This window comes from Spirosoma validum, assembly GCF_014699035.1.
GTDB lineage: Bacteria > Bacteroidota > Bacteroidia > Cytophagales > Spirosomataceae > Spirosoma > Spirosoma validum.
This window is the reverse complement of record NZ_JACXAA010000008.1, coordinates 201,492-227,957: the sequence shown is the minus strand read 5'-3', so window position 1 is coordinate 227,957 and position 26,466 is coordinate 201,492. Positions and strand designations below refer to the sequence as shown.

Sequence of the window (26,466 nt, the reverse complement as noted above, 5' to 3'; positions counted from 1 at the left end):
ATTCTGTAACTTAACTCGCAAGTATTTTACCAACGTATCAATCAGCATAAATCCGAAACCATGAACATACACGAAAACACCAGCCGACGAACATTCGTTACGACCCTGACCAAAGCCGTAGGTACGTCGATGGTGATGATCACGCCTGGCCTGACCCATGCGGAATCGCTTTTGTCAGGCCAGCAACCCATGACCGTCGGTCAGGTGATGGATCTGATCCTGAAAACCATACCGGGCGCGCCGTTCGCCAAAACTGTCGATACGTTAAAATCAGGCACTTCGTCGCAGAAAGTGACCGGGATTGTTTCGACCATGTTCGCCACGACAGAGGTCATTGAAAAAGCCGCGGCTGCCGGAGCGAACTTCATTATCGTTCACGAACCAACGTTCTACAATCACGCCGACGAAACCGATTGGCTGAAAGACGATGCAGTCTTTCGTCACAAACACGAGCTGTTAACCAAACACGGTATTGCGGTCTGGCGCTTTCATGATTACTGGCATTCGCACCGCCCCGACGGCATCTACGCAGGCGTTTTAAAAGCGCTGGATTGGACAAAGCAGGCTGATGAGAAAACTCCTTCGATTATTACCTTACCGGCGACTCCACTGAGTCAGATCATTACCCATGCTAAAGACAAATTGGGCATTAAACAAGTACGGGTGGTTGGCGATATGACGCAATCGTGCCAGCGCGTATTATTGCTGGTCGGTGCATCGGGTGGACGGAATCAGATTGCGGCCATCGAACGTACCAAACCCGATGTCGTTTTGTGTGGCGAATCCAGCGAGTGGGAAACGCCGGAATACGTTCGGGACGCCCGTCGACAAGGGCAAAAACTCTCGCTGGTCATTCTGGGACACATCATGAGTGAAGCGGCTGGGATGGAATGGCTGGTTTCCTGGCTGCAACCTAAAATTCCCGGCATCAAGGTTTCCTACATTCCGTCAGGCAATCCTTTTACATATGTATGAGAAGGTTCGGCCCAGAGCTACGTATAAACGATGCAGCGTGAGGTCAGAGGCTTACAGCTGACCCGTGAAGTTTCTTAAAACCAAACGAAACAAAAGGTTTTGAGAAACCTCACGGGTTGGTTATTCGTAACCGACACCACAACTTGCTCTTGCTATTACCGAACCAGCATGACAGTTCCTTTAGAACGATTGCTCATTCCATCAATGTAATCGACCAGCAGCGTATAGGCATACGTACCACTTCCCGCCAGAATACCCTGATACATACCATTCCAGCCCGATGCGGGGTCGGACGGCGCAAAATTTTCTTTCCGGAAAATAATTTCGCCCCACCGGTCGTAGATAGTCAACTCGGCAATTCGTTGCGTGCAGGCGCTCCCTATAATGTAAAAAACATCGTTGACGCCGTCGTTGTTGGGCGAAAACGCATCGGGTGCATACACCGTACAGGCTCCTACAGATACCGTAACCGAAACCTCTTTCTGGCATCCTTCATCCAGATTTTTTACCGACACGGTATAACGGGTTGTATTGAACGGTTTAGCCCACGTAACGGCGCAGGTGGGGCACGACAATCCTTCGGCTGGCGACCAGCGAAACTGATAATTTCCACCGGGTTGCACAGTGGCTATGAGTTGCACACTATCAGTTGGACTGATCAATACGTCCCGGTTAACTGCCAGGTCGAATCGCCGGAGTATTACCTGCGTCGCAACGAGACTGTCGCACAGCGGTGCATTTCGGTGTAATCGCTGCACATAGGTGCCACTCGTTCGGAAAACGGTATCACCAACCGTTAAGCTTTCCCCTTCGCAGAACGTGAGGCTTTGTACACTTCGGGCGAGCGGTCGAACGGTCAGCGTCGTTTGAACCAGGCTGTCGCAACGTCCCGTACCCCGGCTGATTCGCGTCTGATACGTACCGGCCCGACGGTATGAGGAGTCGCCAACCACGTAGGCATCACCTTCACAGATCGAAGCGGTTTGTACCGTTGGGGCGCGGGGAGCTTCGAAATCAACAACATGATCGAGTTGCAGTTCGCAGGTCTCATTCAGGCTCGAAAACGGTTTCACTTTCACCCAATACTTAGCTCCCCGAACGGGTTTAATCTGAACGGTCTGCGTCGTAGCGCCCGTATTCCATACATAAGCCGCAAAGCCGTCGGGGGCACGTAATGTCATGGGCTGATCGCCATCGGCGCAATACATATCTTTCGTGATTTCGGCCTTCAGACACTGCGCGTCGAAATAAGCATAGCCGAAGTGGCGTCTTTCGGTGCAGCCATGAGCGGTTACTTCAATCGTAATTGTCTGCCCAACGTAATTCCGCAGATCAACGGCCCCTGTCGTCCAGTCCCGATAGCGAATATCGCCCTGATTTTTGAACCCCTGAATCGAGCCCGACGACGTAACGTTGTAATAACTGCACGAGATGGTCTGGCCAGTTGAGTTGGTAATCTGAACACTGAAGGCGGGTTGCTGGTAATCCTGGTGAGCGGGATTTTCCAGAATGACAGCGAACTTGTACTGAAACAACGTATTATCGGGCGTAACGAGATAGGTTGTTTTGATCCGGTCGAAGCGCGAACCACGGGTTGTGTTGCCAATCCGAATGGAATGCGTACTGCCGGGTGCCACCATTGGAATTTTATCGCCCGTGATTTTTGGATCGTTCCCATCACTCAGCGACGTAACGTAGTGGCCATTTTCAACCGTCCCTACTGTCTCGGCCTGATAAGCTACTACCTGATTGACGGCGGCAACCGTACCGCTGGTCAAAATCCAGCCCCGGGTTGTTCCTTCCTCAAAACCAAGATTACTGCAATCGACCTGCTGACCGTAACTGAGTGAACTATATATGACAATAAACCAAACCAGAAGTAGCTGTTTTTTCATAGCATCCCGTAGCGTTTCTTCTCCAGCTTTTTTATTCGTCTTTACGCACTGGCCCTGAGTGTTGTGGCAAATGATCAAATTAAATTTGACAGGCTGCATCAGGTAACAGACAGCCCGTGAGTCCGATCGAAAAACGAGCGTCCAGATTGATACCGGTACTACACTAATTTAATTTTCATTACCGGTATCACGGGTTTTAACCCGTTTTTGGGACAATTCCCGAACGGGTTAAAACCCGTGGTACCTTTTTCTCAAACCAGTAAACTGATCAAGTATCAGCCCCTTCGCCCTTGTTTTGAGCGCAGCATCCTGAAAAGCAAAAGTCATAAGCCGTGCGTTTTAGTCAGAACAGGAAGTCCAGCGATATACGATAAAGACAGGTCGCATTCGTTAGTTAATCAAGAAAGTTATCGATGAAAAAGACGTTTTGCTTTGCGCTGCTGGTTACCCTGTCCAGCGTGGTGTTGCCCTCGGCGGCTCAGACTACTTCGCCCGAAAAAGTACTCCAGGATGTATTTACGTATATCAACCAGGCCCGGTCAAAATCCTGCCAATGCGGCAATAAAAGATACCCGGCGGTAGCCCCGTTGGCTTACAACGAAAAGCTGACGGCAGCGGCTCAACAACATGCCAACTGGATGGCTTCTGTCCAAAAACTAAGCCATACGCAGCCGAAACGCGACGTTGCCAATTCCTGGGACCGGATCAACCGGGAGGGCTATCGATGGTCATTGGTTGAAGAAAACATTGCCGCGGGCCAGATGACGGCTCGTGAGGTGGTCGATGGCTGGATAAAATCGCCCGGTCATTGTAAAAACCTGATGGATGGCTCCGTCAAGGAAATCGGTATTGGTCTTGCCTACACCACCAGTGGCAAATACCATTATTACTGGGTTACGGATTTCGCTACGCCCCGGTAAGTAGGTTTCGATTCATACCCCTATCGAAGTCAGTAAGTTGTAAGTTCGCGGCTGAGGCTGACTCTATTACAACGAATAGGAACGAAGTGGAGTCCTATCCTAAACATGCGAGATGAGACCTGCTTTACCTTTATTTTTTCTGTTGATCACACTACTCAGTTGCCATAACGACCGGGTAAGCGTAGTCGTCACGCCCTGTACGTATTCCGATCCCGATATGCGACGTCGAAACGGATTACATAAGGCTATTCCAGCCATTATTTTGACGGTTGGCAATCAACCAGGAAATTATCAGCTACTTCCTGCCACCGGATACAATCCTGTTCCTCTGGGTCCCTGTAACCTACCTCAATCATTCCAAAAAGATAGCTTATCTGTTTATGTAAGTGGCTATTTCCTTACGTCTCCCTTCCTCGAAACGGCAAACGTTTCGCCCCTGCCGTTCGAGCTTACCGAAATTTCAGTGAGGCACTAGTTATAAAGAGTAGCTGCGGCTTCGTGGTTAGTATGGAGTGTAAAAAAAACAATAGCCCGGATACGTATCCAGGCTCTGTAACCTAACCCTTACTTCTTAAACCTATTTATGTCTGTTTCTTGATTTCTATTTGAGCGAATCAAAACCCTGAATGATGTCGTTAAGGGCTTTGTTTTTGTGAGTTGACGTAACAAAATTGTCATGTCAGCTACGATTCAAAAACATGATTTTGGCCCAACAGTAGAATACAAAGCATAAAGTGTATGAAATGCGGAACGAATTGTACCGATTGTAAGGGGTTGGTTCAGTACTGAATGAGGTAAATCTTTGATCCTTATTCGACCGGTGTCAGCAAATGATGTTTGACCGCAAAAAGCGCTAAGCTCACGGAATTATTTGCGCCGGTTTTTTCCAGTAGGTTTTTTCGATGTCCTTCTACGGTTCGATAACTAATGAACAGCTTATCGGCTATCTGACCGGTATTTAACCCCTGACAAATCAGTTTCAGTACGTCCATCTCCCGCTCAGTCAAATCGACGTTGATAGACGTAAGGGAGACTTTGTTTTTCGTGAATTTTTTGTCGCCGGTCTGCACACCTTGTCTCAGAGCCTTTGCAATTTCATCGTTAATATAATACCCTTTCGTTCTTACCTGATTGATCGCATCACGGAGCAGTGTCTGATCAATATCCTTAGGTAAATAACCGTGCACTCCCAGTTTCGTCATCTGAAAAATCAGCTCAGGTGAATACGTCATGGACAGGATAATAATCTTTAGCTGTTCATACTTTTCCAGCAGAATCTTACTAACTTCTTTTCCATCCATGTCATCCATATAGAGATCCAGCAAGACCACATCCGGCATATGGGTATCGATTTTTTCCAGTAGCTCTCTGCCTGAAGCAGCTTCCAGCACGACTTCGTAATCACTGGATCGACTTAAAATCTGGGTCAGACCCTGACGAAATAGTTTGTGATCATCGACAATAGCAATTTTCGTTAGATTCATGGTTGAGTGTCTGACAAATGAGGATTACGAAACAGATGGCGGCAGCACCGGGATGTTCAGTTCTATCCGGGTCCCTTTTCCTACCGCCGACGTAATATGAAGTTGTGCATTCAATAAGCCAGCCCGCGCCCGTATACTACCCATGCCCATACCGGATCTGGCTGACAAATCGGGTTGGGGATACAGAAACCCGCGTCCGTCGTCGTCAATTTGCAGCCGGATCGTATTGTCCTGACAGGCAAGAGTCAAAGCGACATGGGTTGCCCCGGCATGTTTTACAATGTTCCCGACAACTTCCTGAACAATGCGATACAAGGCTAACTGTTTTTCTTTATCCAGTTCTTTATCGACCGGTTCAATTTGACTGCTGACTTGCAATCCGGATAATTGTAGCCGGTTCATGATCAGTTTAACGGCGTCCGATAAGCCTACATTATCCAGAATTACAGGCGATAAGTTCTGGGCAATCTGCCGAACATCCTGCACCATATCGCCCAGAATACCCCCCGCTTGTTGCGCCAGTTCTTTTATATCGTCGACGGCCGTTTCGTGCTGAATCTGGTTAACAAACAATTTAGCGGTCGATAACGAGGCTCCTACTTCGTCGTGCAAATCGCGGGCAATACGTTCGCGCTCCCGCTCCTGCGAGCGAACCACCGACTCGGTTATCTCCTTCTGACGGCTCAGTTCGAGCTGATGAAGTTGAGCTTGCTGCGCATACAGTTTGCGCTGGTAGATAATCGCAAACAGAACAATCGCCAGAGCCAGCAGAATCATAGCCGCGATTCCTCCGAATAGCAACTTGGCAAACTCTACTTCTTCGGGCTTATCCATAACGCGTAGGTATAGGCACTATATAAAAATGCGTTAAGCACGGCATGAACGATCCATAGTTGATAATTCAGTTTCTGGGAATAATTGAGAACGAAATTGGCAAAAATGAAAACGAAGAGATTACCAGAGAAAAACAATAGTAACCCGCTCGATACCCAAAACATAGGTTCCCGCTCGAGACGCCGTACGATCAACTCTTGAAAGGTTCTGTAAAAAAAAACCAATGTGAGTATGATAACACCTACACTCTCAATTAGCCTTGCCGCATTGCTAATCAGCAAATGGGTCGGACTGAAAAACTCCAGACCGACCACAGTACTGACAAAAGCAACGATTAGCCAAATCCGAAACTGCACCAGTACAGCGCTTCCTAAATTCAGGCTGTACATCCATATAAGTAAGCCAAATTCAACCGATGTATAAACTGGCCACAGAAATAGATTGGACGTTTTAGTCAACCACATGGCTCGCGATACAATTTCGGTGAGAAATGCAAAGGAAATTAAGAGGCAGAGCGTACGAAGTGCAGGCGTAACGTACCTGAACCGTACTGCTCCAACAAACGTTGCCGCAAGTACAGCCGGTAGTGAAGCCAGAAAAACAATAATCTGCTCAAGCGTATACACCATTGTTGTCTGTCAACAGAGAGTAAACGCTAACACGTAGGTGGACAAGGAGTACTTAAGTCATAGTAAACGCTCTCGTCGTTGTCATTCCCAAGCACCTTTTGATTATCGCCGGGCTTAACGATTTGACTATGAAGAATCAAGCCAAATGTAAATGTAGGATTTTCAGGATCAGCTGCTCGCCCTAGATATTGATGTAATCCAAAGAAAACATTGATTATATTGGCTTTAACATCTGGCCCAGGAAAAAGCGTATCGACTACGGATCTCATGGCGTAACCATAGCCCCTCAGGTAACCGTAATTTGTCTTGAAACTTGAGGCATTAACAGAGTCTTCCTGAAGCGCCTTCTTCCAGAGGTCCATCCATTGTTGAGCTACCACATCAGGTACTTCATGAGGGGTATCGCCAAGTTCTCCAGAGGACACTATGGGACTGGAACCATAGTACGGTGTAACTCTTGTGCCCAGGCCATCTATTCCATACATGAAAACCTGAAACTGATTCTCTTTATCATCAGAATTGAGACCAAAGCGTACCTGAATCGTATCCAATCCTATAGTTGATACGATATCAAACATACTTTCGTCACTGAACTGGACGCCCTCCTGTTTTTGTGCGAACAGGTGAGCAAAACCTGACTTGCTGAATTCACTTTCACTCCAGGCGTTTGTCCAGTTTAAAAAATCCTGGTCTTTAATGATACCACTTGTTTGTGCCATGTTTATAGTAGTTTGGGAGATAAGAGGATATTTATTGGCCTGCTTTGCATATTTTTTACAGACTTCCGGAATCGTTCCGGTCTTACAAAAAACGGCTTAAGCAATCCGACACAAAAGTGTGTATTATTTTAAACTAATTGTAACTCGTTCAGAAGTTAGTTGGTCTGTGCATATATTATAATCTAATATGCTTACAATATTTATTATACGGTATCCTCCTGTAGTTTACCGATTCTACTTACCTGTTTACACTACCCTCCCCTGTAAACACGTATTTTCAAGAACAGGTGTTTCTAGTCTGTTTCATTCGTCGTCCATCTATGAATTTTGTCTTACTAATCGGTCGCAGACTACGTAGTGAATAAACACATTGACTGAAGCCATACCCGGGAGTTGCATCTTATTTCATAATCAGATCCATTCCATCACGTATCAGCAAAGGCTACAGTTTAAAGCGTTTAATTCCTGTTTATTCTCGATAGGTAAATGAGATAGCAGAAGCCGACGGTTACCAGTCATCCGATGTGCACCAGGACGATTATAGCCGTGGACGAAGTGATCCATTACCCCAATTAGACTTCCTCTTTTTACCAAAACTGGTGTTGGTCTGCTGCACCAATTCAGCAGATATCTTTTAAACAATTCATTCGATGGAAGCCTATCAACTTACAGCCGCTGAAGCTGCTCAATTAGGAAGTGTTACCAGTAGTTCTATTTCCTTCGGCCCTCTGACTATCACCTGGAATCTGGACCTTAGCGTTCCTCAGATTGCCGTTGGAGCTTCGTTACTAGGCGTGTCGATTGGCCAGGCAGTTCTTAACCCATCCAATCCTTCCGTTACGTTGGGTGGATCAGTCGGCATCGCCAAAGCGACGGTAACATTAACCGCTAATTTCAGTCAGGAAGAGCTCGACTATTCCGTTGACGTTGAGTCGTTTGGGCACACAATTGTCAACAAAAGTGGCAGATTGTTTTCCTGGTAATTCCAGTCAGATTAAAACATCACCTATTCCCTGTAAAACAATAATTATCTACTCTTTTTTCACCCTATAACTCCCTACAATCATGCAAACCATTGGAAAAATGTCGCTCCATAACGGCGGAGGATTTGTCGTTAAAATTGAATTTGATTATATGCGGGAAGATGGCACGAGAGCAACCTCCAAGGCGGGCGGCAGCTTTCCGGTCGGCCAGACTGAAACCGCAGATCCAGGTTCGCTGGGTGTGCCGAATGGCGCGATTGTCTGGTTACACGCTGATGTAGTAGCTGGTAAAGACAACGTAGCCAGTCAAGGATTTATCTATGAAGAAGGTAATGCCAGCACAGCTAATTATACGATTACCGGAACGATCTTTGACAATACACTCGGCCTAATCAATGTTACGTAGGCGTTCATAGGTAGCTTCCAGAACGGTAGACCGTAGCGTCTATTGATTTAGGAAAGTAAGCTTAAAAAACAGCAGTCAGTGCTTCGGTATCTGACTGCTGTTTTGCTCTACCTGTGTTTGTGTCCGGCACTGTTGCAAGGACTTTTTCACTTTGCTACGTAGTGATTTCCAAAACCGTGTTTTTCAGGACGATCGGCTGAATTTTGGGCGCGAATAAATGAATACACAACCAGGCCAGTAAGTACGCACTTCCGCAAATGATAAAGAGATAGTTATACCCAATGGTTATGGAGCCCGCAGCTTTATACGTATCCAGCAAAGACCCCACAACGATCGGAAAGAGAAGCCCACCTACCGAACCAGCCATACCGCCCAGCCCAACGATCGAACTAACGGCCTGTTTCGGAAACATATCCGACACCAGCGTAAACAGGTTTGCGCTCCAGGCCTGGTGAGCGGCAACCGCCAGACTCAATAGCCCAACAACTTCCCAGATATTCGTCGCGTAGCGCGTTAAGGCAATGGGTACGATACATAGGGCATACAGCAACATGGCGGTTTTTCGGGAACGATTGATGGTCCAGCCCCGGCTTAGGAAATAGCCCGACAGGTAACCGCCCCCAACACTGCCGATGGTAGCGGCTGTATAAACAAAGATGAGTGGCAGGCTCGGTTTCTTCAGGTCCAGGTTAAACGAAGAAGCGAAGTAAGAAGGCAGCCAGAACAGAAAGAACCACCAAACGGGGTCCGTCAATAATTTACCCAGAATAAACGCCCAGGTTTGCCGGAATCGCAGCAGATCAAGCCATTTCATCTGGACAGATTCGTCTCCGGTATTATCCGCATCGCTAGTAATGTAAGCCAATTCCTGGCTCGACAGCCGTTTATGACGTTGAGGTATTTCGTAGCCCACCCACCAGAAAATAACCCAGATAAAGCCGATCAAGCCCGTTATCAGGAAAGCAACCTGCCAGCCATATACGCCTAATATCCAGGGCACCATAACGGGCGCTACGACAGCGCCAATGTTCGTTCCGGCGTTGAAAATCCCCGTCGCCAGCGCCCGTTCCTGCCGGGGAAACCACTCCGCTACGGTCTTGATGGCGGCCGGAAAATTCCCGCCCTCACCCAAACCAAGCAAGGCACGATATACGCCAAAACTGAACGTACTGGTAGCCACCGCATGCAGAGCCGCAGCGATCGTCCACAAACAGACTGCCAGTGCATAGCCCACTTTAGCTCCGATTTTATCGATCAGTCGACCAAAAACAACGTAACTGAGTGCGTAGGCGCCCTGAAACGCCATGACGATATGACTATAGTCGGTCTCGGTCCAGTTGAAAACGGTCTCTAACGTTGGCTTAAGCAAACTGATAACCTGCCGATCTAAGTAGTTTATAGTCGTCGCCACAAACAGTAATCCGACGATTCGCCAGCGGTAATTGGTCATGATGAAAAGGCTAGAGTACGTTGAGTCTGACTGCTCTCCTGGGCTAAATCGATCACGCGGGCAAGCTGCTGAATATCAGCTGGTGTTACGGCGGGTTCGGCACCGTTTACAATGGCTTCGTACAGGTTATCGTAGAAAGGCGTGTAATTCCCTGGATCGCTTTCAATCACGTTTGCTTGACCGTTGCGGTAAAGCGTTCCCCATCGATCTTCAGGTTCGGCTCCCCAATTTGCCTGGTCAGGTAACTGATTTACGCGTAATCGTTCTTCCTGCGCATCTAAACCGCCTTTAATAAACGATCCTTCTGAGCCGTGAAGGCTGTAACGCAATTGATTGTGATAAGTCATCAAACTGGATTCAAGCCTGACGATTTTATCGGCATAACCCAGTTTTATGTCAAAGTAATCAGGCACGTGACTATTCGGGCGAATAATGCGGACAGTGGCCTGAACGGTATCGGGCTTACCAAACAACTGAAGCGCCTGATCGAGCAGGTGCGGCCCTAAATTATAAAGGTTTCCCCTACCTGCGCCAGGTTGCTCTTTCCAGCTTTGTGAATCAGGGGGAACGGGAGAATAGCGATCATAGCGACACTCATAGTCAATCAATGTTCCCAAAGCGCTCTCTGCCAGCAAGCGTTTAATGGTCAGAAAATCAGAATCCCACCGACGATTCTGATAAGCCGTAGCCAGAAGACCCTTTCGCTGGGCCAGTTCCAGTAATTCTACTGCCTCACGTTCGGACAACGCGAATGGTTTTTCGACAACCACGTTTTTCCCATGCTCGAGTGCCTTTCGGGCGTAGTCGACATGGGTTTCGTTGGGACTACAAATGAAAACGAGATCAATCGATTCGTCGGCGAACAATTCATCGGCCGTAGCGACCCAGTCAATCGACGGATCGAACTGACGAACAGCTTCGGGCCGACTGCTGGCAATTTTCTTTAAATGAAATCGTGGATTAACGGATAAAAACGGTGAATGAAAATAGCGCCCTGATAAACCAAAGCCTACCAAACCAACCTGAATAACTCTAGCCATACACAATCGGAAGAATGAAAAGCAAGGAATAACAGGTAAAGCAAACGTTACGTGCTTATCTCCTGATTTCGTCATTATTTTTCCGCCACCGCAGGCAATCGATACGTTATAAACTGCCGTTCGCCGGTTGTAGACAGACGGCAGCAGTTCTATCAGTTGGCCGTCATTACCCGCCAGAGAATACGCGGATGAAACAGCGACGTAGGTGGTTTGAGCATGCTCATCACACGCAGAAAAGCCGCGCAAACCACTTCATCCCGTTGCGTAGCACGTTGGACTCGGGAAACGTATCGGTTGATGCGATCAACACCCGCTGGTTTTGGGCCAACCGTTTCAGGATAACAAAAGTCTTCACCCACAGCCAGTTGCCAGGGGATATCTACAATTTTAGCGACTTGTTGAAAAAAGGCCTTCGCCAGTTTAGCTTCGGGCAGACTACTGGACAGCAGCTTATCAAAAGCGGCAACCTGCATTGACGCCGATGTCATGCCCTGCCCGTAAATAGGATTGAAACTGGAAATAGCATAGCCCAGAACAAAATAGCCCAACGGAAAGCGCTTCAATTTTTCGTAATGCCGGCGCAGGCTCGACGGAAAATTATACCCTTTAGGCTCCGTTAGCGGCTCACTTTTACGAACGATGTCGTACGTCGGTGGAGCTTCATAACCCAGTTCGGTTAGCCAGTGCTGACTACGCGAACCGCGCCCGGTTGCATCGACCACGGGATCCGCGTTGAGCGACAGAAGTTGACCACCCGGCCGTTGTTGCACCGTTATCCCCGTTAGGTTGCAACTACCAAAGCGGGTCAGATATCAAATAGTCCGCTTTGGTAGTTGCAACCTATTACTAAGAAAACCCCAGATTATCCCATCACACCTAATTGTTGCAATAGGCCAATCGTATCCATGATAATCCGACTTTCAGAAAATAAGTTATTTTTAACCACATCAATGACTACGCCCCACACGTCAACGCGCTTTTGGGTTGCCGGGATACCCATAAAATCCCCCTGGTGAGTGCCCGTCCAGCTAAATCGGGTAACCACCTTTTCCCCTTCGGCAATTTGCTCATGCACCGTCCACTTCATGTCGGGAAACCCTATAAACATGGAATTGAGGGCAAATTTCAACCCTTCCCGTCCAGGCCCCTGTCCAGGAAAGGGCAGATGTTCAATAAAATCTTCGGCTACCATCTTATCAGCGGCCGCCAAATTTTTCTGATTGATGACTTCTTCAATAAAGGAAGTCATAAACTGTTTGTTTTCTTCCAGACTCATAACAATAAGAGGATTATTAATTGCTTGTGATCGGTCAAAATATATGTACAAATCCTTAACTGGTTCCTATCTATCAACCTTTTAGCGGATTTATTGGGAACAGTGAGCGGTTTACGGCGAGTAGCTCCTGGTGCTATACATTACTCTGTGGCAAGACGATCATCGTTGCCTTGCAGTGGTGGCTTACGCGATGCTTATTTTGAAGCTTCTTGATCCGATACCAGCGTCGGAGTGGAATCAGAATAAGGCAGCAAAAGAAAGTACACAAAACACTGATGTAAATTGCAACTTCCAAAGCGGCCAGCGGCTGAACCGGCCGATGCGGTAGAATACAAAACGTGGATAGACAAGCGTAAACGTTCCTTTTGGCTTTTCCTAAAGTCAAATGAAAACGTATAGTTTTAGTTGTCTGAAACGGCTATTATAGTCCTGATTTATACCTTTTCGGTTGACGTATGGCGGACTATTTGATATCTGGCCCGCCTTGGTAGTTGCAACCAACAATGGCGTGGCTACGTTGCCCATTGGTTGAAAAGTTCATGCAGGTTAAACGGTTTAGTTCGTTGTTTACCCCGCAAAGTTCAGCCAATAACTACCTGTTAATCAAGAGTAGTAAAGGACCATTTTTAAATACCTGAACGCTCATAAGTATGGAGACTAAATTACCTTAGCAACTTAGCTTGTTTGATAATGGTTTTGTCATGCTGACGAAGGAAGCATCTTAAAGTTTCCTTACTTAAATGTGATGATGCGTTAGATGCTTCCTTCATCAGCATGACAAAGATAACCTAGTGTATTTTCACTGACCTACACAGAATGGTCAGAACGAGTGTGTTCTGAGACAAATCTGTTCGTTGGCAGTTAGCCGGTTATTACGTTAGGTCAACCACAGTACGCAGATTTTAGTCGAGGTATTTCCGGTACGTTGGTCGGTAACCAGCCAGATACGCTAAGGGAGTCAGCAACGTAAAGACAATTTTCTGTACGACGGGGCCTGGCTTGGTGAGCCGAAACACCTTTGAAAATCGGGTAACCATCAGCACAACCTGTAAGATAGGCGGCATTCCCTTTGCGCTGACTTTGCCGTCCTGAGCCAGCCCCATAACCGTTTCGAAGAAGTATTCAGTATCCATTGCGGGTCGCACCTGCCAGTTAACGACAACGTTTTTATCGGTCTGACTCCACATCGAATGAACCGTATTCTGAGGAACATGCAGTTTGTCGCCCGGCCGGAGCGTTTTCGTTTTTCCATCAATCCGAACGGTTAACTCGCCCGACAGAACCGTAAAATCTTCGACCTGCTTTGGATGATAGTGCTCAGCCGGTTCCGTCGATTGAGCGGTATAGGTAGACTCCATTTCAAGCAATTCTCCGTCCGTGTCTTTTGCCGTTTTGATGAACCGAATCGTTTGACCGGTTACGTTGTTCGAAATGGTTTTGTTTGCGTAAGCCATGATGAAAGGAATAGGGGTTGTTCTATCAGTCGCTATCGAGTTATTACTGTGCTTGAGAAAAGTCTTTTGTTACGACTGAATCAAAATTGGGACTGACCACGCTCCGTATGCAAACACAAAGTCGTTGAAGCAGCAAAAAGCGTCGCCGAAGCGTACTAAATCCGGGTTTTGCAGACTGCGATGTTATCTGGTATGAACGGTACGTCAAGCTAGCTTTCAGGCGTCTTTGTTACTCCTCACGTCCACTAAGGCACCAGAATTGACAGTTCACAGGATGTTCCTACCGTTTCAGGAAGATAGGCCTTGTAGGCCAGTCGTTAACCGGCCTATTTTGTCATTCAGTAACTGTTGAGTAGAAACGACGTTTTGAGGAAATTCCCGTCAACTACGAATTACAACCGAAGACCTGCTGACTAAAAAGAAACATTACGTTAAACCGCCATGAATGTTCTTTTGATTGAAGATGAAGAATTAGCCGTTCGCAAACTCTCGAAACTGCTTCAGGACATCGACCCAACCGTTCAGATTGTAGGCAGTGCCGCCAGCGTACGGGCATCCGTCAGTTTTTTGAAAGATCATGAGGTTGGCCACCCGAACCACCCCGACCTGATCCTGATGGACATTGAGTTAGCCGATGGGCAGAGCTTTGAGATTTTTGAGCAGACACCGGTTGAGTCGCCTGTCATTTTCACGACTTCCTATGATGAATACGCGCTGAAAGCCTTCAAAGTGAATAGCATCGACTATCTGCTCAAGCCCATCAAGCGTCATGAACTCGAAGCCAGCCTGGTCAAACACAAACGCCTGATGGACCGTCCTGCTCCCCAATCTCAGGATCGGGCTGTGTTCGATACGTTAGTCCAGCAGCTTCGCCAGCAACTTCAGCCCGCCGAGCATCGGAAACGGTTTCTGGTTCGGCACCTGATGCAATGGATGCCAATTGACGTGAGCGACATTGCGTATTTCTTTTCTGAAGACGGCGTTACGTTGTTTCGCTCCAAAACCAACCAGAAATTTTCGCTCGATTACACGCTCGACGAGCTGGAAACCATGCTCGATCCTGCGCAGTTTTTTCGGGCCAATCGTCAGTTTATCATTGATATCACCGCCGTTCAGCAGATTCATAACCATTTCAATAACAAGCTTAAACTAACACTAAAACCCGTTATTGAGCACGAGGTGCTAGTGAGTCGCGAACGAGCCACGGAGTTCAAAAAATGGATGGGAAAATAGCTCCGTAACCTCGTCCCAAAGGCAGTCTACCTGACTTTTCTGTTTATCTGAAAAACGCATTTTTAATAGAAACTGGTGGGTGATAAACGATACAATAGTTCGTAAGAATTCCCGTGGTTTTATGCAGAACTTCACGGTTTGCGGTTGCGGTAAGGAGTCACATCAACATACACGACTTTAGCGAGTTACCCTGTTGGTTCACAGCTATTTTGACTTTTGGAGTCGCAACGGCAGCCTGGCGCAATGGCGAACCGTAGCTACGTGCACAATAGCCTTTTCGCACTTTCTGGATGTTAAAAAGGCTTAAATGCAACTAGATTTTACAACTATATCAAGCCCAAACCTCTCTTCGTAACAACTAAACTATGTGTACGATGAGACTGTATGTATGCTTGCTTTGCCTGATTCTCCCCTTTGCAACAAGAGCCCAAACCAATGACCATCAGCAAGACTTGTTAGGAAGAGGACACATCAACGTAGGGGTTCGTATTGGGCAGGGCTACCGGGGTACCTATCCAACCACGACCTACGTGTCACCCCAGCTTCACTATTTTATCACCGACGGTTGGTCAGTTGCGCTCGAAGCTCGTTATCTGGTCAGTAACGTCTACCCCCAAACCGTGGATAAGCCCGACTATCGGTTGAAGGGGGGTGGTCTATCGACGCGCTACTATTTGCTACGGGGCAAACGCTTAGCGATGTTTGCCCATGCAGGGGCTTCCTACGGTCAAAGCACGCTTCGGATGAAGTCGGACGCGCCTGCCGGCACGGGATATACCTGGCAAACGGAGGTAGGGCTAGGCGCTCATTATCGAGTGGGCAAGCGGTGGTCTGTGGAAGCGATGGTTGGTCGAAGCTGGTCTCGCAACTCCAATGGTGGGTATTACCTGACACCACCGGATGATTTCAACCGATGGCAAGCCAGTGTTGGGATAAACTACCGATTGAAATAGCCCGTAAATTCTCTGAACAAGCCTTAGAGACAGCCCTTTCGTATTTGCCCGTAACCTCTTACGAGCGACGTATAGTCTGGCAAACATCCGCCGGATTAGGCCTTCATTTCCGAATAGCTAGGCGTTGGGGTTTAGAAGGGCTTGGTGAACAAGCCTGGACGGAACTTACCAAAACGCTGTCCTATCAACGCTGGCAGGGAAGCGTTGGCATCAACTTTCTCTTAAAATAGGGTTGTTTCTCTTAATAAGACCAATACAGCTTCGATAGGTGAATAGCCTCTTTACACGAAATCAGCTATAAAATACTCTTGACAAAGTACACTACCTGACTATTTTGATTAGTAGTCAGATAGTGTACTTTTTTAATATACAGTGCTACAAGCTGAGTAGCAGGATCGTTATAACTTATTTAGTAATCTTCTGCTGGTGGTATCTCTGCCACTAGCGTTACGTAGGGCTTAGGCGTTAGGGAAACGTAGTGCCCTTGCTCGTCGCTATTGATAATACCGATCTGATTTTTCTTGTAGCGTAAACTAAAGGTATCTTCTCCCAAATAGTTACGATCGGTTTTAACGACAGCTACATTTCGGTAGGAATAGGCAATTTTAGATTTGTAAGAAGTGCCCTTAGCGATCAGATCGACATGCTGATCATCGACCATCGTAATGGTAACCAGTCCAAGGGGAGCACGGTCTGATTTACTAATTGTACTGTATTGAGTGAATTTATACGTGCCGGCAATGCTTAAGGCGGGAGCAATGCTCACCGGTGGGCTACAAGCATTAAGTAATGGCCAGGCCAGGATTGTGAAAAGCTTCTTTACCATATAAGTTGGGATGAACGGGTGCAAGGATAAAGTTAGCTCTTTACTAATTAATCCCAAATTGAACGAAGAATGTACAATGTTTTTACCGGCTCGGCTCTAACGAGTGGAAACGTACCGCCTGGATGACAATGCATTACGACTGCGGTGCCCGCGCCATACCCGTTCCTACGTCGAATGGATCGAAACCGCTTATCATATTCGTTGTAATGCCGGAGGCAATCAGGCGGGCGGTTAACGCTGTTGGCGTTAGTGAGCCCATACCGCGGAGCTTCTCAGCCCATAAAGCGGCTACGCCCGCTACGTGTGGTGTGGCCATGCTCGTACCGCTCATGCTAACTAATCCCCCACCCCGCTTAGCCGACTGAATAGTCACACCCGGACCGGCAATAATAGCACCCGTGTTGGAAAATGAGGCAATCGAGAAATTGGTTCCGCTCTGCCCCAAAGCTGCGACCGACACAAACCCGTCTGAAACAGCGGGCGGACTGACCGCAATTTCGAAATCAGCTCGCTGATCCCGTCGGCTTTCGTTACCCGCAGCCGCTACCAGAATGGTGGTTTGAAAGAACGGACTGCCCGCGCGAATGAACTGCGCCATTTTCTCGAATAGTTGAACATTGGACCGATATCCTTCCAACGCACGAGACGTAGCCAGTTCGGGCGGTAAACCGCTGGCTTGCAGTTGTTTCACTAAACCCGGAAAATCGATCCCCAATGACATCGAGATAACGTTGGCTCCATTTTGCGTAGCCCACTGAATAGCATTGACGATGCTGGCGCTTGACCCACCGTTTGCACCCAACACCTTACCAATGAGCGCTTTCTGAACACCTCTTGCCACACCGATGCGGGTATTGTTGACATCACGACCGAAAATGGTGCCTGCACAATGCGTACCGTGCCCGTGCTGATCGCCATTTCCTTCACCCGTAAAATCCTGCTGGATCAGATTCACGCCCGCAAAGGCAGGATGGGTCGCGTCAATCCCCGTATCGAGTACGGCCACCACAACGCCATTGCCCGTAAACGGGGACGTATCGGCACCGACGGCTTGCACACCCCAGGCAACAGAAGGCGCAGCTGGTTGCAACACAGCTTGTACATCGAGCGGCTCGACCAGTTTCATTGGAATCGTTGGCGCAATGGCTACGACGTCAGTACTACGGGCCAGCTCAGACAAGTCTCGCCGATTGATCGTTTCTACCGCAACGGTCATACCCGCAGCCCGGGCTTCGAGTGTACCCGCGCTCGTTGGCGAAGCACCACCCAGAAATATATCGCGGGTCGAGACGGAAGGAGCGCGAAGAATAATATGTTCCTCATTCATGGTTATTATCGATTTAGGAAGGATGAATACGTTACGTACTTAACTTCTTAAAACTAGAACGAACCAGAAATCAATGAGAAACTATCTTATTTTACGGTAAACTCAATTTAGAAACAACTCATCATTATCCGTGAGGAACATTCGGGTGCTTTCGGTATACGTACCACCGGTTGGCGATTTATATTTCAGATCGACGTAGAACGCCCGATAACCCGACGCTGGGTAGGTTTCAAGCAGCGAAATGTTGGTTTTATTTTTAATTCCCAGGCTTTTGCTCACCCATTTTTCATCCTGAAAAATCATATCCCGCGAATTGGCCGACCAGACCGTGACATCTTCAAGCTGGTCAGACGTTGCTTTTACGTTCAGGTTTACGCCTTTTGCCGTAGTCGATACGTTCCATTGGCAGGCGGGGTACGCTTGTTTCGCAAGAGTGTTTCCGAAAAAGGCATTCAGCGCTTCCAGCGCCTGCCGCTTGTCGCCCAAGTCATGCCCGACGTTGGGAACGTAGTGAATGTAGTTCTCACCCGGAATCTGCCCGATGTAATGTTTAACAGCGTCGACGGTCCAATAAGGATCATTCGTGCCCATGAACAGCATTTTGGGCATCGTCAGTTTTTTTCGGTACGAGTATGGATCAACCATTTCGGTAATAGCATCTCCTTCTTTAGTATGGACCGTTTGCGGAATACCCAGCTTAACGTAGTCATCGATCTCTACACTGTATTTATTCCAGATCTTCATCTGGTAGTCCAGATTAACGGGCATGTTCAGAATATCGATCACCATTGGCGCAATCGCCACAACCCGTTTATCGCTGGCGCCGGTCAGCCAGGTAGTCCAGCCGCGCTTGGAAGCACCCGAAACAACGAACCGATTGATGTCTTTCTGAATCTTTTGTTTCGCTACTTCCTGCACCGCGTCCATCGCCCGAACGGCACTTTTCACCATTGGGAACAACAACGGCCAGCTATAATCGCCGTCTTTTTTGAACTGATGCAGAGTGTACGAGATCAGGGCATCTTCTTTCAAATTATCATACAAAGGCTGATTAGGCGTTTGCCGAAGTACTGCCACAATAGCTTTGTTTTTTGCCGCTATTGCACTCATGGCCCGGTTGAATCCATCTTCCCGGCTGCTCCATTTTGGTTCGCCATCCGCCAGAGACCCACCCGTAATAAACAGCAACGCCCCATCCGAACTGACCTCTTTTGGTACAAGAACCGTGAGTTGATGCTTCCAGGTGTGCTCCCGCCATTTTTGCGACGTCAGCAAGACATCGTAGACGGCAATGTCGTCATACTTATAGGTAAGCTCGGTTTTCCATTTAAATGTCTGATCGCCATTGTTCAAATAACTGTCCAGCGCCGTAGATGGTGTTACGTCTTCAGCAGGCTTTGGCAAATCGAATGAGAAAAGGGCCGTGATGAGTCCGGCGAAAGCAAGGGATTTACTAAGGTGTTTTTTCATTGGCTGAACGATTTAGGTACCACGGACTTCAGTCCGTTTATACAAGTAAGTACGGACTTCATCCGTGGTACCAGGTTATTTATAGCCATCCGCTTTGGGCGAATCGGCGATTATTTTTAGGGCTTCATCTACGTAAATATCGGCTGTGTTTTCGCCTAAGCTGGTTCGGCTGATGTACTCATACCGTTTGAAGCTGTTAAAATCCACTTTCGTCAGCATGTAGCCAAAGGCATCGTTGGTCAGGCCGAACAGAAACGGTACGTTCGTATGCATGTGTCGTTTCACGTAGTACCCAACGTTGGGCAACGCTTCGCCCGGAATCGTCAGGATCTGCGCGTTGCCAAGGTTAAGCAAATTCACCTGCGCCACTACTTTGTCACCAGCAGCCACGTCGTACTTCAGTGGTGATTTCCTGACGATGTATTTCATTACCTCCGACTCAATCGGGAACGTAACGTTTCGAGCCATACAGAAAAGCGACGGATTTGCCTGCGCTTCAGTTGTACTCACGATACGTAGCGCTTCATCCGCCAGCAGTTCACCAATTCGAATACACTCCTCCCAGGTAGTAGCTTCCTTATCATTTTCCCGTCGGTTGTCGGCTGTGACCATGCCGCCCTGCGCGCCGTTGACAAACATAGCAATACCACCGACTTTACGTTCGATCCGGTCATAAAGCGGACCGCACAAATCGGGACTGAGAATACCACGCCCCGAGCCAATCACCTCTGGGTGAACAGCATAATTGACTAACGTAACGATAGGCTTCCCCGACGCTGCTATCGCCTGAATAACGCCACAACGCGGATCATACAAGTCAGGCGCATAGTAGTTGTACGCGATTTGTCCTTTGGCCTCGCCGACAGCCACTTTTAACGTAGCGGGAGCCAGATGTTGTACGGCTTCGTTGACAGCATCGGCAATAGCATGAACACATTTATCCAGGTAAGCTAGATCGGCGAAGGATTCTCCTTTTTCATTCGGAAAGCCATAAGCATCGGGTCCGCTGTGGGTATGGGTAGCGCCAATCAGAATATTCTGGGGCGGAATCCCTTTGATCAGCGCCCGCGACTTATTCCCCAACACTGACGGCCAGCCCAGATTATCAACGCTAACGATGGCCACGCGAATGCGGCCTTTCTCAAAAACACAGGCTCTGGCATACAACTCTCCTTTTTTCTCGACGGCTTTTTTCGGCGTACCAATTCCACCCGACACTGGCAATAACGGATCAGGTGTAATCAACCGGATAGCCGCACCGGCTTTAAAATCCTGCGCAGTAACGGATAGTAACGTTGTTAAAAATAGGAGAAGCACAAGCAGGTTTTTCATCCAGCGGACATTCCTTATCATTCCGTTTGACCCCGCTGGGTTCCAATGTTTATAGCAATGACAAGCTCTATAAGCATTGGAACCCAGCGGGGTCAAACCCGTAAATCAACTTACATAGATTACTTTCTGTCAATCCGTTAATTTAACAACAATTGTCTAATCACCAGGGCTTGCCTGTTCCCTGAACCAGCCAGGGTTTCGACCAAGCGCTGTTCTTCCCATCTGATTGAGAATTTACGGTTGTCTCCAGTTTCTCAACGGCAGCTCCCGAGTTGGTTTTGTTTAGGTTCAACTCATCGCGCATGTAGTAGAAGCGTAGCGGCAGCGCTTTGCGTTTGGCCGCAGGTCCGGCGGTTAAGGCAGGTAGACCCGTCCGGCGGTAATCAAACCAGGCTTCGGTCGCGCTGGTCCAGCTGGCAACCCATTTCTGACCAATCAATTGCGCCAACGTACCGTCGTAAGCCACGCCTTTCTGGGCAATGAACGTAGCGTAGCTGCTGGTCAATCCCCAGGCTGTCAATGATGCCTTCACCCCGGCTTCGTAACGCGTTTTAGCATCGCCCGCGGCCCAGCCTTTCTGTGCGGCTTCGGCCAGAATAAATTGCACTTCAGCCGCCGATACCAGCCTGGCTTTCAGCAGTGTACCTTTAGCCTGCATATAGATTTCGTTCAGGTACGATACGTGCGGATTCACCGACGTTTGCCCCGGCGTGGGATTGAAATTATAACCTGATGGCAGTTGTGATACGCTTGGCGGCAGGCCCACGTAATTCGGGTCGGTATCAATCTGCGTCGTACCCACTTTATCGGGCGATAAGTAGCGAACCCCGCTGACAATTTTATCCGTTCCAGCAGGTAACGTAGCATCAACCTTCAACGGAATTTCCACCTTCTTGGCCCAGATTGCCAACCGCGGATCGTTCGTGGCCTGCATGGGCTTAACCAACGTAGCACTCATTTTGATCCGACGGTAATTGCTGCCGCTGATGTCAAAAACCGTATTCGATGGCCAGGCATCGCCCGAATTGTTACCCACATACGCCATCGTCGCATCGGCGGATGCGTCGTCGATAATCGGGTATTGCGTCGGATCAGCCACGATTTTTTCGATACCGGCTTTCGCTATGTCTGGCTGCTTGGCCGATATCCGCATGAAATAGCGAAGTTTCAGGGAATTGGCCAGTTTCCGCCATTTTGTCGGATCACCTGCGTAGTATAAATCGGCGGCTTCTACAATGCTCGAATAAGCACTTTTCGGTTTGGAAAGTAACGTAGCGGCTTTGTCCAGATCCGACAGGATACCGGAGTAAATTGCCCCCTGATCGTCATATTTGGGCGCAATGAAGTCGACTCCGCCCTGTTCGCCTTTTAGCGCACTCGTGTATGGTGCATCGCCCCATAAATCGGTAATCAGGCCGAAAATCATGGATTTCATGACAAGCGCGACGCCCTGTTGGTAGTCCATATTCAGCGCAACCGACCGCTGATAGAGCAGATCGTTGTTACGTAACAGATCGTAGTAACTGGTCCAGCTTTGATCGCCCCCCCAGTCGTAGTCGTTATGTCCGTTGAACCAGGCGTCTTTCTGCGTATGCTGCACCACGCCGGCAATATCCTGAAAGCCAAGATTCACGAAAGCCTTGGCCGTCTCGCTCAGCACCGTCGGCATAATCAGGTTCGGATTGACCGTTTCCGGCTGAACGCCGTTGGGGTTGACGTTCAGATCCGTCAGGTCTTTGCAGGAAAAAAAGAGTGAGAGAAAGAGAACGAGGATGACCGTGTTCTTTTTAAATAAGATGTTCATAGTTGAAAGATTTTCGTGATAGTATGGGGCAGAGGGAGTTGGGCATAGGGTAAAAGGTTATGTACAAATCACCCTCTGCCTCAAAACGTGAGACCCAATCTGAAACCAACCGGAATAACCCAGGGCGTTACGTTATAGCGCTCGATGCCCTGCTTGAACTGCGTACCGGCCTGCGGACCCGCCTGGGGCTGGAATGCCATTTCTGGATCGATATTGATTTTGGCGGCTGTCCACAAAATAATGTTGCGGCTGTAGACCGAGAACGTAGCGTTCTGCAAGCCAATCGACTTGACGAACTTAGCGGGTAAATCGTAACCTAACGATACCTCCCGCAGCTTCACAAACGACGCGTCGAACGTAGCAGCCCGGGTGAAACTCCAGGGATAATTGTCGCCATAAGGAATAATTTTTGTACCTGTTCCGCCCAGGTTTTCCGTATATCCTGTGATGTTCCCCTGCGCGTCGTACTGGGCAATAACGCCCGGATTGAACACACCGTAAGCATACGTTTTTCCGCCGAATTCAAACGGATAGCCCCCATAGGCCGCCGTTGGACCACCCACAATCGGGAAGTAATTTCCGTGAATTTTGATGTACTCATCAGCATTGTCGACCAGGTAGTTACGGAGCACATCGCCAGTTCGTCCACCGGGGTTGATCAGGTTATCGAGGAACCGTTGCGATCGCAGATCCGATTCACTGTAGCGATACGTTTGCGAGACAAAATCGCCACCCGACCGCCAGTCGAGCGAGAGATTGAGTGTGAAGCCCTTATACGAAAGCGAGCTTTGCGCGCCCAGAATGAAGTTTGGATTGAAGTTTCCGATTTTGTTCTTTACGTTGGTCGCGCTTCGGCTTTGCCACGACCCGTCATTGTCGAGAATCGGATAGCCGTAATATTTTGAGGTTGGGTCGGTTACGGTAATGATTTCAGTATCGTAAATATCGCCAACTTTATCGCCCACGTACGTCCAGGCACCACCCTTGGCGTCGGTCCACAGCGTGTAATACGGAATACCTTCGGCCAGTTCTTTGATACGAGTTACATTCTTTGTGAAATTGCCCGTCAGGTCCCAGCGCAACCCGCCTTTGTCAACCAACGTACCGCCAAGCGACAGTTCGACGCCCCGGCTTTCGAGCAGACCCGCGTTGATGTTTTTGGTCGTGAAGCCGGACGAGGGCGCAATCTGGCTCGGGAGAATCTGGTTGCGATTTTCCGATACGTAGTACGTGCCCGAAAACCGGAGTCGGTTCCGGAACATGTTGTAATCAATACCGACTTCATACGACGTAGCAATTTCGGGTTTCAGGTCGGGCAGCAAAATACTACCCGGCTTGTTCAGGCGCGTTACGCCATTCCAGGCCCCTGCATCGCCCAGCGTCGGATACAGGCTGTATGGATTTGCATCATTCCCTACCTGGGCTATACCCGCCCGTAGTTTCAACAGATCGACGCTGTTAGAAATATGCACCATTTCGTTGAGCAGCAAACTCACCGAGGCCGACGGATAGAAATAGGAACGATTGTTCACTGGCAGCGTACTCGACCAGTCGTTTCGGGCAGTCAAGTCCAGATAAATCATGTCCTTATAGCCAAAATTGGCTGTTCCGTACACGCTGTAAATAGCTTTCTTATACAGGTAATTGTTGTATTGCAGATTGTTCGGTGCAATATTCTGGATGGTATACAGTCCTGGAATAATTAGCCCAGCTCCGTTCTTGCTGCTGTTGCTGATGTCGGAGGATTGTGAGTACCGGTTGTTTCCGCCCGCCGATACCACGACGCTCAGCGCGTTGAACCGCTTGGTATAGGTAGCCAGGAAGTCGGCGTTACGTTCGTAGCGTTTCAGGTTGATCAGCCCATACGCGCCATTGGGTTCGCCGGTGTAACTTTTCGCAATTTTCGTTTCGCGTTGCTCCGAATACGTATCGAGCGCGTAGCGACCCATCAGTTTGATTTCGGGGGTTAGCTGCCATTCGGCTTTAAGGTTGCCAAACAGCCGATCCCGCACAAAACTGTTGTTGACCTCATACGCCAGAAACCAGGGGTTGTTGTAGTTGCCGATGCTCTGCGATTTCTGCTGTAAGCCTTCTTTGCCCGGCACCCAGTAATCCCGCAGTTCGTTGATGTCAATGTGCGAGCCAACCGCGTACGCCCATTGCATCGGGTTTGTCCCCCGCTCGCCCGCTGGTCGATTGTTGGAGTTATTGCGACTGAAATCCAGGTTCGTACTGATCGTCAGTTTATCATTGACTCGTAAGGACGTACTGATCGCCAGGGTATTTTTAAATAAATCTGAGTTTGGAATAAGCCCTTTGCTGTTCATGTTTGAATACGACAACCGATACGTTACTTTCTCCGAATTGTTCGAGATCGATACGCCATTCGTGGTCGTAACGCCGGTTCTGAAAAAATCGCGGACATTATTCGGATGCGAGACCAACGGAGTCGGTATCGGTTTCCCATCGGGACCAATGGGGCTGTTCCACTGAATGGCGTTATAGCCTTTGTCGAGTTCAGGACCAACGCCCCCCGCCGAACTCTCGTCGATCATCAGAACCCCGCCCGGATAGGGGTTGTTATCGGGCGTAAACGGTAGAATCCCCGTTGCAAACTGGTTGCCCATTTTCAGGTATCGATACGGCTGATCAAGAACCGTATTCGACGTAACAGATACGGTCATTTTCTGCGACTTAGACCCACTTTTCGTGGTAATCAGCACGACGCCGTTCCCCGCCCGTGAGCCATATAAAGCTGCGGCACTGGGCCCTTTCAGAATCGAAATATTCTCAATGTCTTCGGGGTTTATATCCGAGATAGCATTGCCGTAATCGACCCGGTTGTCGCTACCGATCTGGCTTACGTTATTCAATGAGTTGTTTATCGGAACCCCATCGACCACGAACAGCGGCTGGTTATCAGTATTGAGCGACTTCGCCCCCCGAATGATCATGCTCACGGATGAACCCGTTGGTCCGGTCGAACTAATCTGAACACCCGGCACGCGCCCCGCCAGCGAATTCAGTACGTTCTCCTGCGCCACCCGGCTCAGGTCTTTTCCCTGCACTTCACCGACCGCGTATCCGAGCGAGCGAGCCTCCCGCTTGATACCCAGCGCCGTTACGACCACTTCGCCCAGCACTTCGTTATTTTCGACCAGGGCGACATTGATGACACTTTGATTGCCAACCGTTATCTCCTGTGTTTTGTGGCCGATAAACGAGAAAACCAATACCGCATCGTTGCCATTTACAGAGATGGAGTAGGCCCCCCGCTTATCGGTAATACTACCCATTTGTGTACCCTTGATCAGAACGTTGGCACCCGCAATCGGCTGGCCATCTGCTGCTAACGTAACGATTCCGGTAATGGTTTTGGCTGGCTTGGCGTTCCCTAACCTATTGGCCAGGACGTGCGTGACGCATAAGCCCATCAGCAAAGTGACGACCAGCGTG

At 48.7% G+C, this 26,466-nt stretch carries 24 protein-coding genes; 8 read left to right on the top strand and 16 right to left on the bottom strand.

All coding sequences use genetic code 11. From position 1 onward, the window contains the following. Nucleotides 1-60: 60 nt before the first annotated feature. A complete protein-coding gene (locus IC230_RS21320; protein ID WP_191041074.1) occupies nucleotides 61-975 on the top strand; it encodes a Nif3-like dinuclear metal center hexameric protein in 915 nt (304 codons plus the stop codon). Between the two features lie 155 nt (nucleotides 976-1,130). Here IC230_RS21320 and IC230_RS21315 read toward each other — a convergent pair whose 3' ends face one another. Further along, nucleotides 1,131-2,870 (bottom strand): gliding motility-associated C-terminal domain-containing protein, encoded by a 1,740-nt coding sequence (locus IC230_RS21315; RefSeq protein ID WP_191041073.1) that lies wholly within the window; start codon nucleotides 2,868-2,870, stop codon nucleotides 1,131-1,133. A 413-nt stretch (nucleotides 2,871-3,283) separates the two neighbouring features. Here IC230_RS21315 and IC230_RS21310 point away from each other — a divergent pair, with 413 nt between their 5' ends. Both IC230_RS21310 and IC230_RS21305 read left to right on the top strand, forming a co-directional pair. Beyond that, nucleotides 3,284-3,790 carry a CAP domain-containing protein gene (locus tag IC230_RS21310; RefSeq protein ID WP_191041072.1) on the top strand — a complete coding sequence of 169 codons (507 nt, stop codon included), beginning with the start codon at nucleotides 3,284-3,286 and terminating at the stop codon, nucleotides 3,788-3,790. A 112-nt stretch (nucleotides 3,791-3,902) separates the two neighbouring features. After that, entirely contained in the window at nucleotides 3,903-4,265 is a 363-nt protein-coding gene (locus IC230_RS21305) for a hypothetical protein (protein WP_191041071.1), read from the top strand. A 334-nt stretch (nucleotides 4,266-4,599) separates the two neighbouring features. Here the strand turns inward: IC230_RS21305 and IC230_RS21300 are convergent, their stop codons facing one another. From IC230_RS21300 to IC230_RS21285, 4 genes are read right to left on the bottom strand one after another with little or no spacing between them, the layout of a single operon-like run. Then, nucleotides 4,600-5,274: a response regulator transcription factor gene (locus IC230_RS21300; RefSeq protein ID WP_191041070.1), complete on the bottom strand. Its 675-nt coding sequence runs from the start codon at nucleotides 5,272-5,274 to the stop codon at nucleotides 4,600-4,602. Nucleotides 5,275-5,298: 24 nt separating this feature from the next. Next, nucleotides 5,299-6,108, bottom strand: a complete 810-nt coding sequence (locus tag IC230_RS21295) for a sensor histidine kinase (RefSeq protein ID WP_191041069.1) — start codon at nucleotides 6,106-6,108, stop codon at nucleotides 5,299-5,301. Next, complete coding sequence (locus IC230_RS21290) at nucleotides 6,087-6,737, bottom strand: hypothetical protein (RefSeq protein WP_191041068.1); 651 nt, start codon at nucleotides 6,735-6,737, stop codon at nucleotides 6,087-6,089. The genes IC230_RS21295 and IC230_RS21290 overlap by 22 nt, the downstream gene beginning before the upstream one ends. A 26-nt stretch (nucleotides 6,738-6,763) precedes the next feature. Then, a complete protein-coding gene (locus IC230_RS21285) occupies nucleotides 6,764-7,456 on the bottom strand; it encodes a hypothetical protein (RefSeq protein ID WP_191041067.1) in 693 nt (230 codons plus the stop codon). A gap of 650 nt (nucleotides 7,457-8,106) precedes the next feature. Here IC230_RS21285 and IC230_RS21280 point away from each other — a divergent pair. Together IC230_RS21280 and IC230_RS21275 are read left to right on the top strand one after the other, a co-directional pair. Next, nucleotides 8,107-8,439, top strand: a complete 333-nt coding sequence (locus IC230_RS21280) for a hypothetical protein (RefSeq protein WP_191041066.1) — start codon at nucleotides 8,107-8,109, stop codon at nucleotides 8,437-8,439. Between the two features lie 82 nt (nucleotides 8,440-8,521). Then, a complete protein-coding gene (locus IC230_RS21275; RefSeq protein ID WP_191041065.1) occupies nucleotides 8,522-8,845 on the top strand; it encodes a hypothetical protein in 324 nt (107 codons plus the stop codon). Between the two features lie 154 nt (nucleotides 8,846-8,999). On the opposite strand, the gene IC230_RS21270 is transcribed toward IC230_RS21275, so the two are convergent. The 5 genes from IC230_RS21270 to IC230_RS21250 form a co-directional block, all read right to left on the bottom strand. Beyond that, nucleotides 9,000-10,295, bottom strand: coding sequence for an MFS transporter (locus tag IC230_RS21270; RefSeq protein ID WP_191041064.1), 1,296 nt, complete (start codon nucleotides 10,293-10,295; stop codon nucleotides 9,000-9,002). Further along, nucleotides 10,292-11,581: a Gfo/Idh/MocA family oxidoreductase gene (locus tag IC230_RS21265; RefSeq protein ID WP_223860752.1), complete on the bottom strand. Its 1,290-nt coding sequence runs from the start codon at nucleotides 11,579-11,581 to the stop codon at nucleotides 10,292-10,294. The genes IC230_RS21270 and IC230_RS21265 overlap by 4 nt, the downstream gene beginning before the upstream one ends. Next, nucleotides 11,488-12,105 (bottom strand): hypothetical protein, encoded by a 618-nt coding sequence (locus IC230_RS21260; protein WP_191041063.1) that lies wholly within the window; start codon nucleotides 12,103-12,105, stop codon nucleotides 11,488-11,490. Before IC230_RS21260 ends, IC230_RS21265 begins: the two co-directional genes overlap by 94 nt. Before the next feature lie 92 nt (nucleotides 12,106-12,197). Next, nucleotides 12,198-12,611 (bottom strand): ester cyclase, encoded by a 414-nt coding sequence (locus tag IC230_RS21255; RefSeq protein ID WP_191041062.1) that lies wholly within the window; start codon nucleotides 12,609-12,611, stop codon nucleotides 12,198-12,200. A 902-nt stretch (nucleotides 12,612-13,513) separates the two neighbouring features. Further along, nucleotides 13,514-14,065, bottom strand: coding sequence for a cupin domain-containing protein (locus IC230_RS21250; RefSeq protein ID WP_191041061.1), 552 nt, complete (start codon nucleotides 14,063-14,065; stop codon nucleotides 13,514-13,516). 441 nt (nucleotides 14,066-14,506) lie between these two features. On the opposite strand from IC230_RS21250, the gene IC230_RS21245 reads away from it, so the two are divergent. The 3 genes from IC230_RS21245 (at nucleotide 14,507) to IC230_RS21235 (ending at nucleotide 16,481) form a co-directional block, all read left to right on the top strand. Next, nucleotides 14,507-15,298, top strand: coding sequence for a LytR/AlgR family response regulator transcription factor (locus IC230_RS21245; RefSeq protein WP_191041060.1), 792 nt, complete (start codon nucleotides 14,507-14,509; stop codon nucleotides 15,296-15,298). Nucleotides 15,299-15,663: 365 nt separating this feature from the next. Further along, complete coding sequence (locus tag IC230_RS21240; RefSeq protein WP_223860751.1) at nucleotides 15,664-16,251, top strand: outer membrane beta-barrel protein; 588 nt, start codon at nucleotides 15,664-15,666, stop codon at nucleotides 16,249-16,251. Then, complete coding sequence (locus tag IC230_RS21235; RefSeq protein ID WP_191041222.1) at nucleotides 16,212-16,481, top strand: hypothetical protein; 270 nt, start codon at nucleotides 16,212-16,214, stop codon at nucleotides 16,479-16,481. Before IC230_RS21240 ends, IC230_RS21235 begins: the two co-directional genes overlap by 40 nt. A 179-nt stretch (nucleotides 16,482-16,660) precedes the next feature. Here the strand turns inward: IC230_RS21235 and IC230_RS21230 are convergent, their stop codons facing one another. From IC230_RS21230 to IC230_RS21205, 6 genes are all read right to left on the bottom strand, one after another. Then, on the bottom strand, nucleotides 16,661-17,077 hold the full coding sequence (locus tag IC230_RS21230; RefSeq protein WP_191041059.1) for a hypothetical protein: 417 nt from the start codon (nucleotides 17,075-17,077) through the stop codon (nucleotides 16,661-16,663). Between the two features lie 133 nt (nucleotides 17,078-17,210). Beyond that, nucleotides 17,211-18,404 carry a S8 family peptidase gene (locus tag IC230_RS21225; RefSeq protein ID WP_191041058.1) on the bottom strand — a complete coding sequence of 398 codons (1,194 nt, stop codon included), beginning with the start codon at nucleotides 18,402-18,404 and terminating at the stop codon, nucleotides 17,211-17,213. A 102-nt stretch (nucleotides 18,405-18,506) separates the two neighbouring features. Continuing rightward, complete coding sequence (locus tag IC230_RS21220; RefSeq protein WP_191041057.1) at nucleotides 18,507-19,874, bottom strand: PhoPQ-activated pathogenicity-related family protein; 1,368 nt, start codon at nucleotides 19,872-19,874, stop codon at nucleotides 18,507-18,509. A 75-nt stretch (nucleotides 19,875-19,949) separates the two neighbouring features. After that, the gene (locus tag IC230_RS21215; RefSeq protein WP_191041212.1) at nucleotides 19,950-21,206 is read right to left on the bottom strand and encodes a hypothetical protein; all 1,257 of its coding nucleotides are present in this window, start codon (nucleotides 21,204-21,206) and stop codon (nucleotides 19,950-19,952) included. A 160-nt stretch (nucleotides 21,207-21,366) separates the two neighbouring features. Then, a complete protein-coding gene (locus IC230_RS21210; protein ID WP_191041056.1) occupies nucleotides 21,367-23,010 on the bottom strand; it encodes a SusD/RagB family nutrient-binding outer membrane lipoprotein in 1,644 nt (547 codons plus the stop codon). 80 nt (nucleotides 23,011-23,090) lie between these two features. Then, a complete protein-coding gene (locus tag IC230_RS21205; RefSeq protein ID WP_191041211.1) occupies nucleotides 23,091-26,444 on the bottom strand; it encodes a SusC/RagA family TonB-linked outer membrane protein in 3,354 nt (1,117 codons plus the stop codon). Nucleotides 26,445-26,466 lie beyond the last annotated feature (22 nt).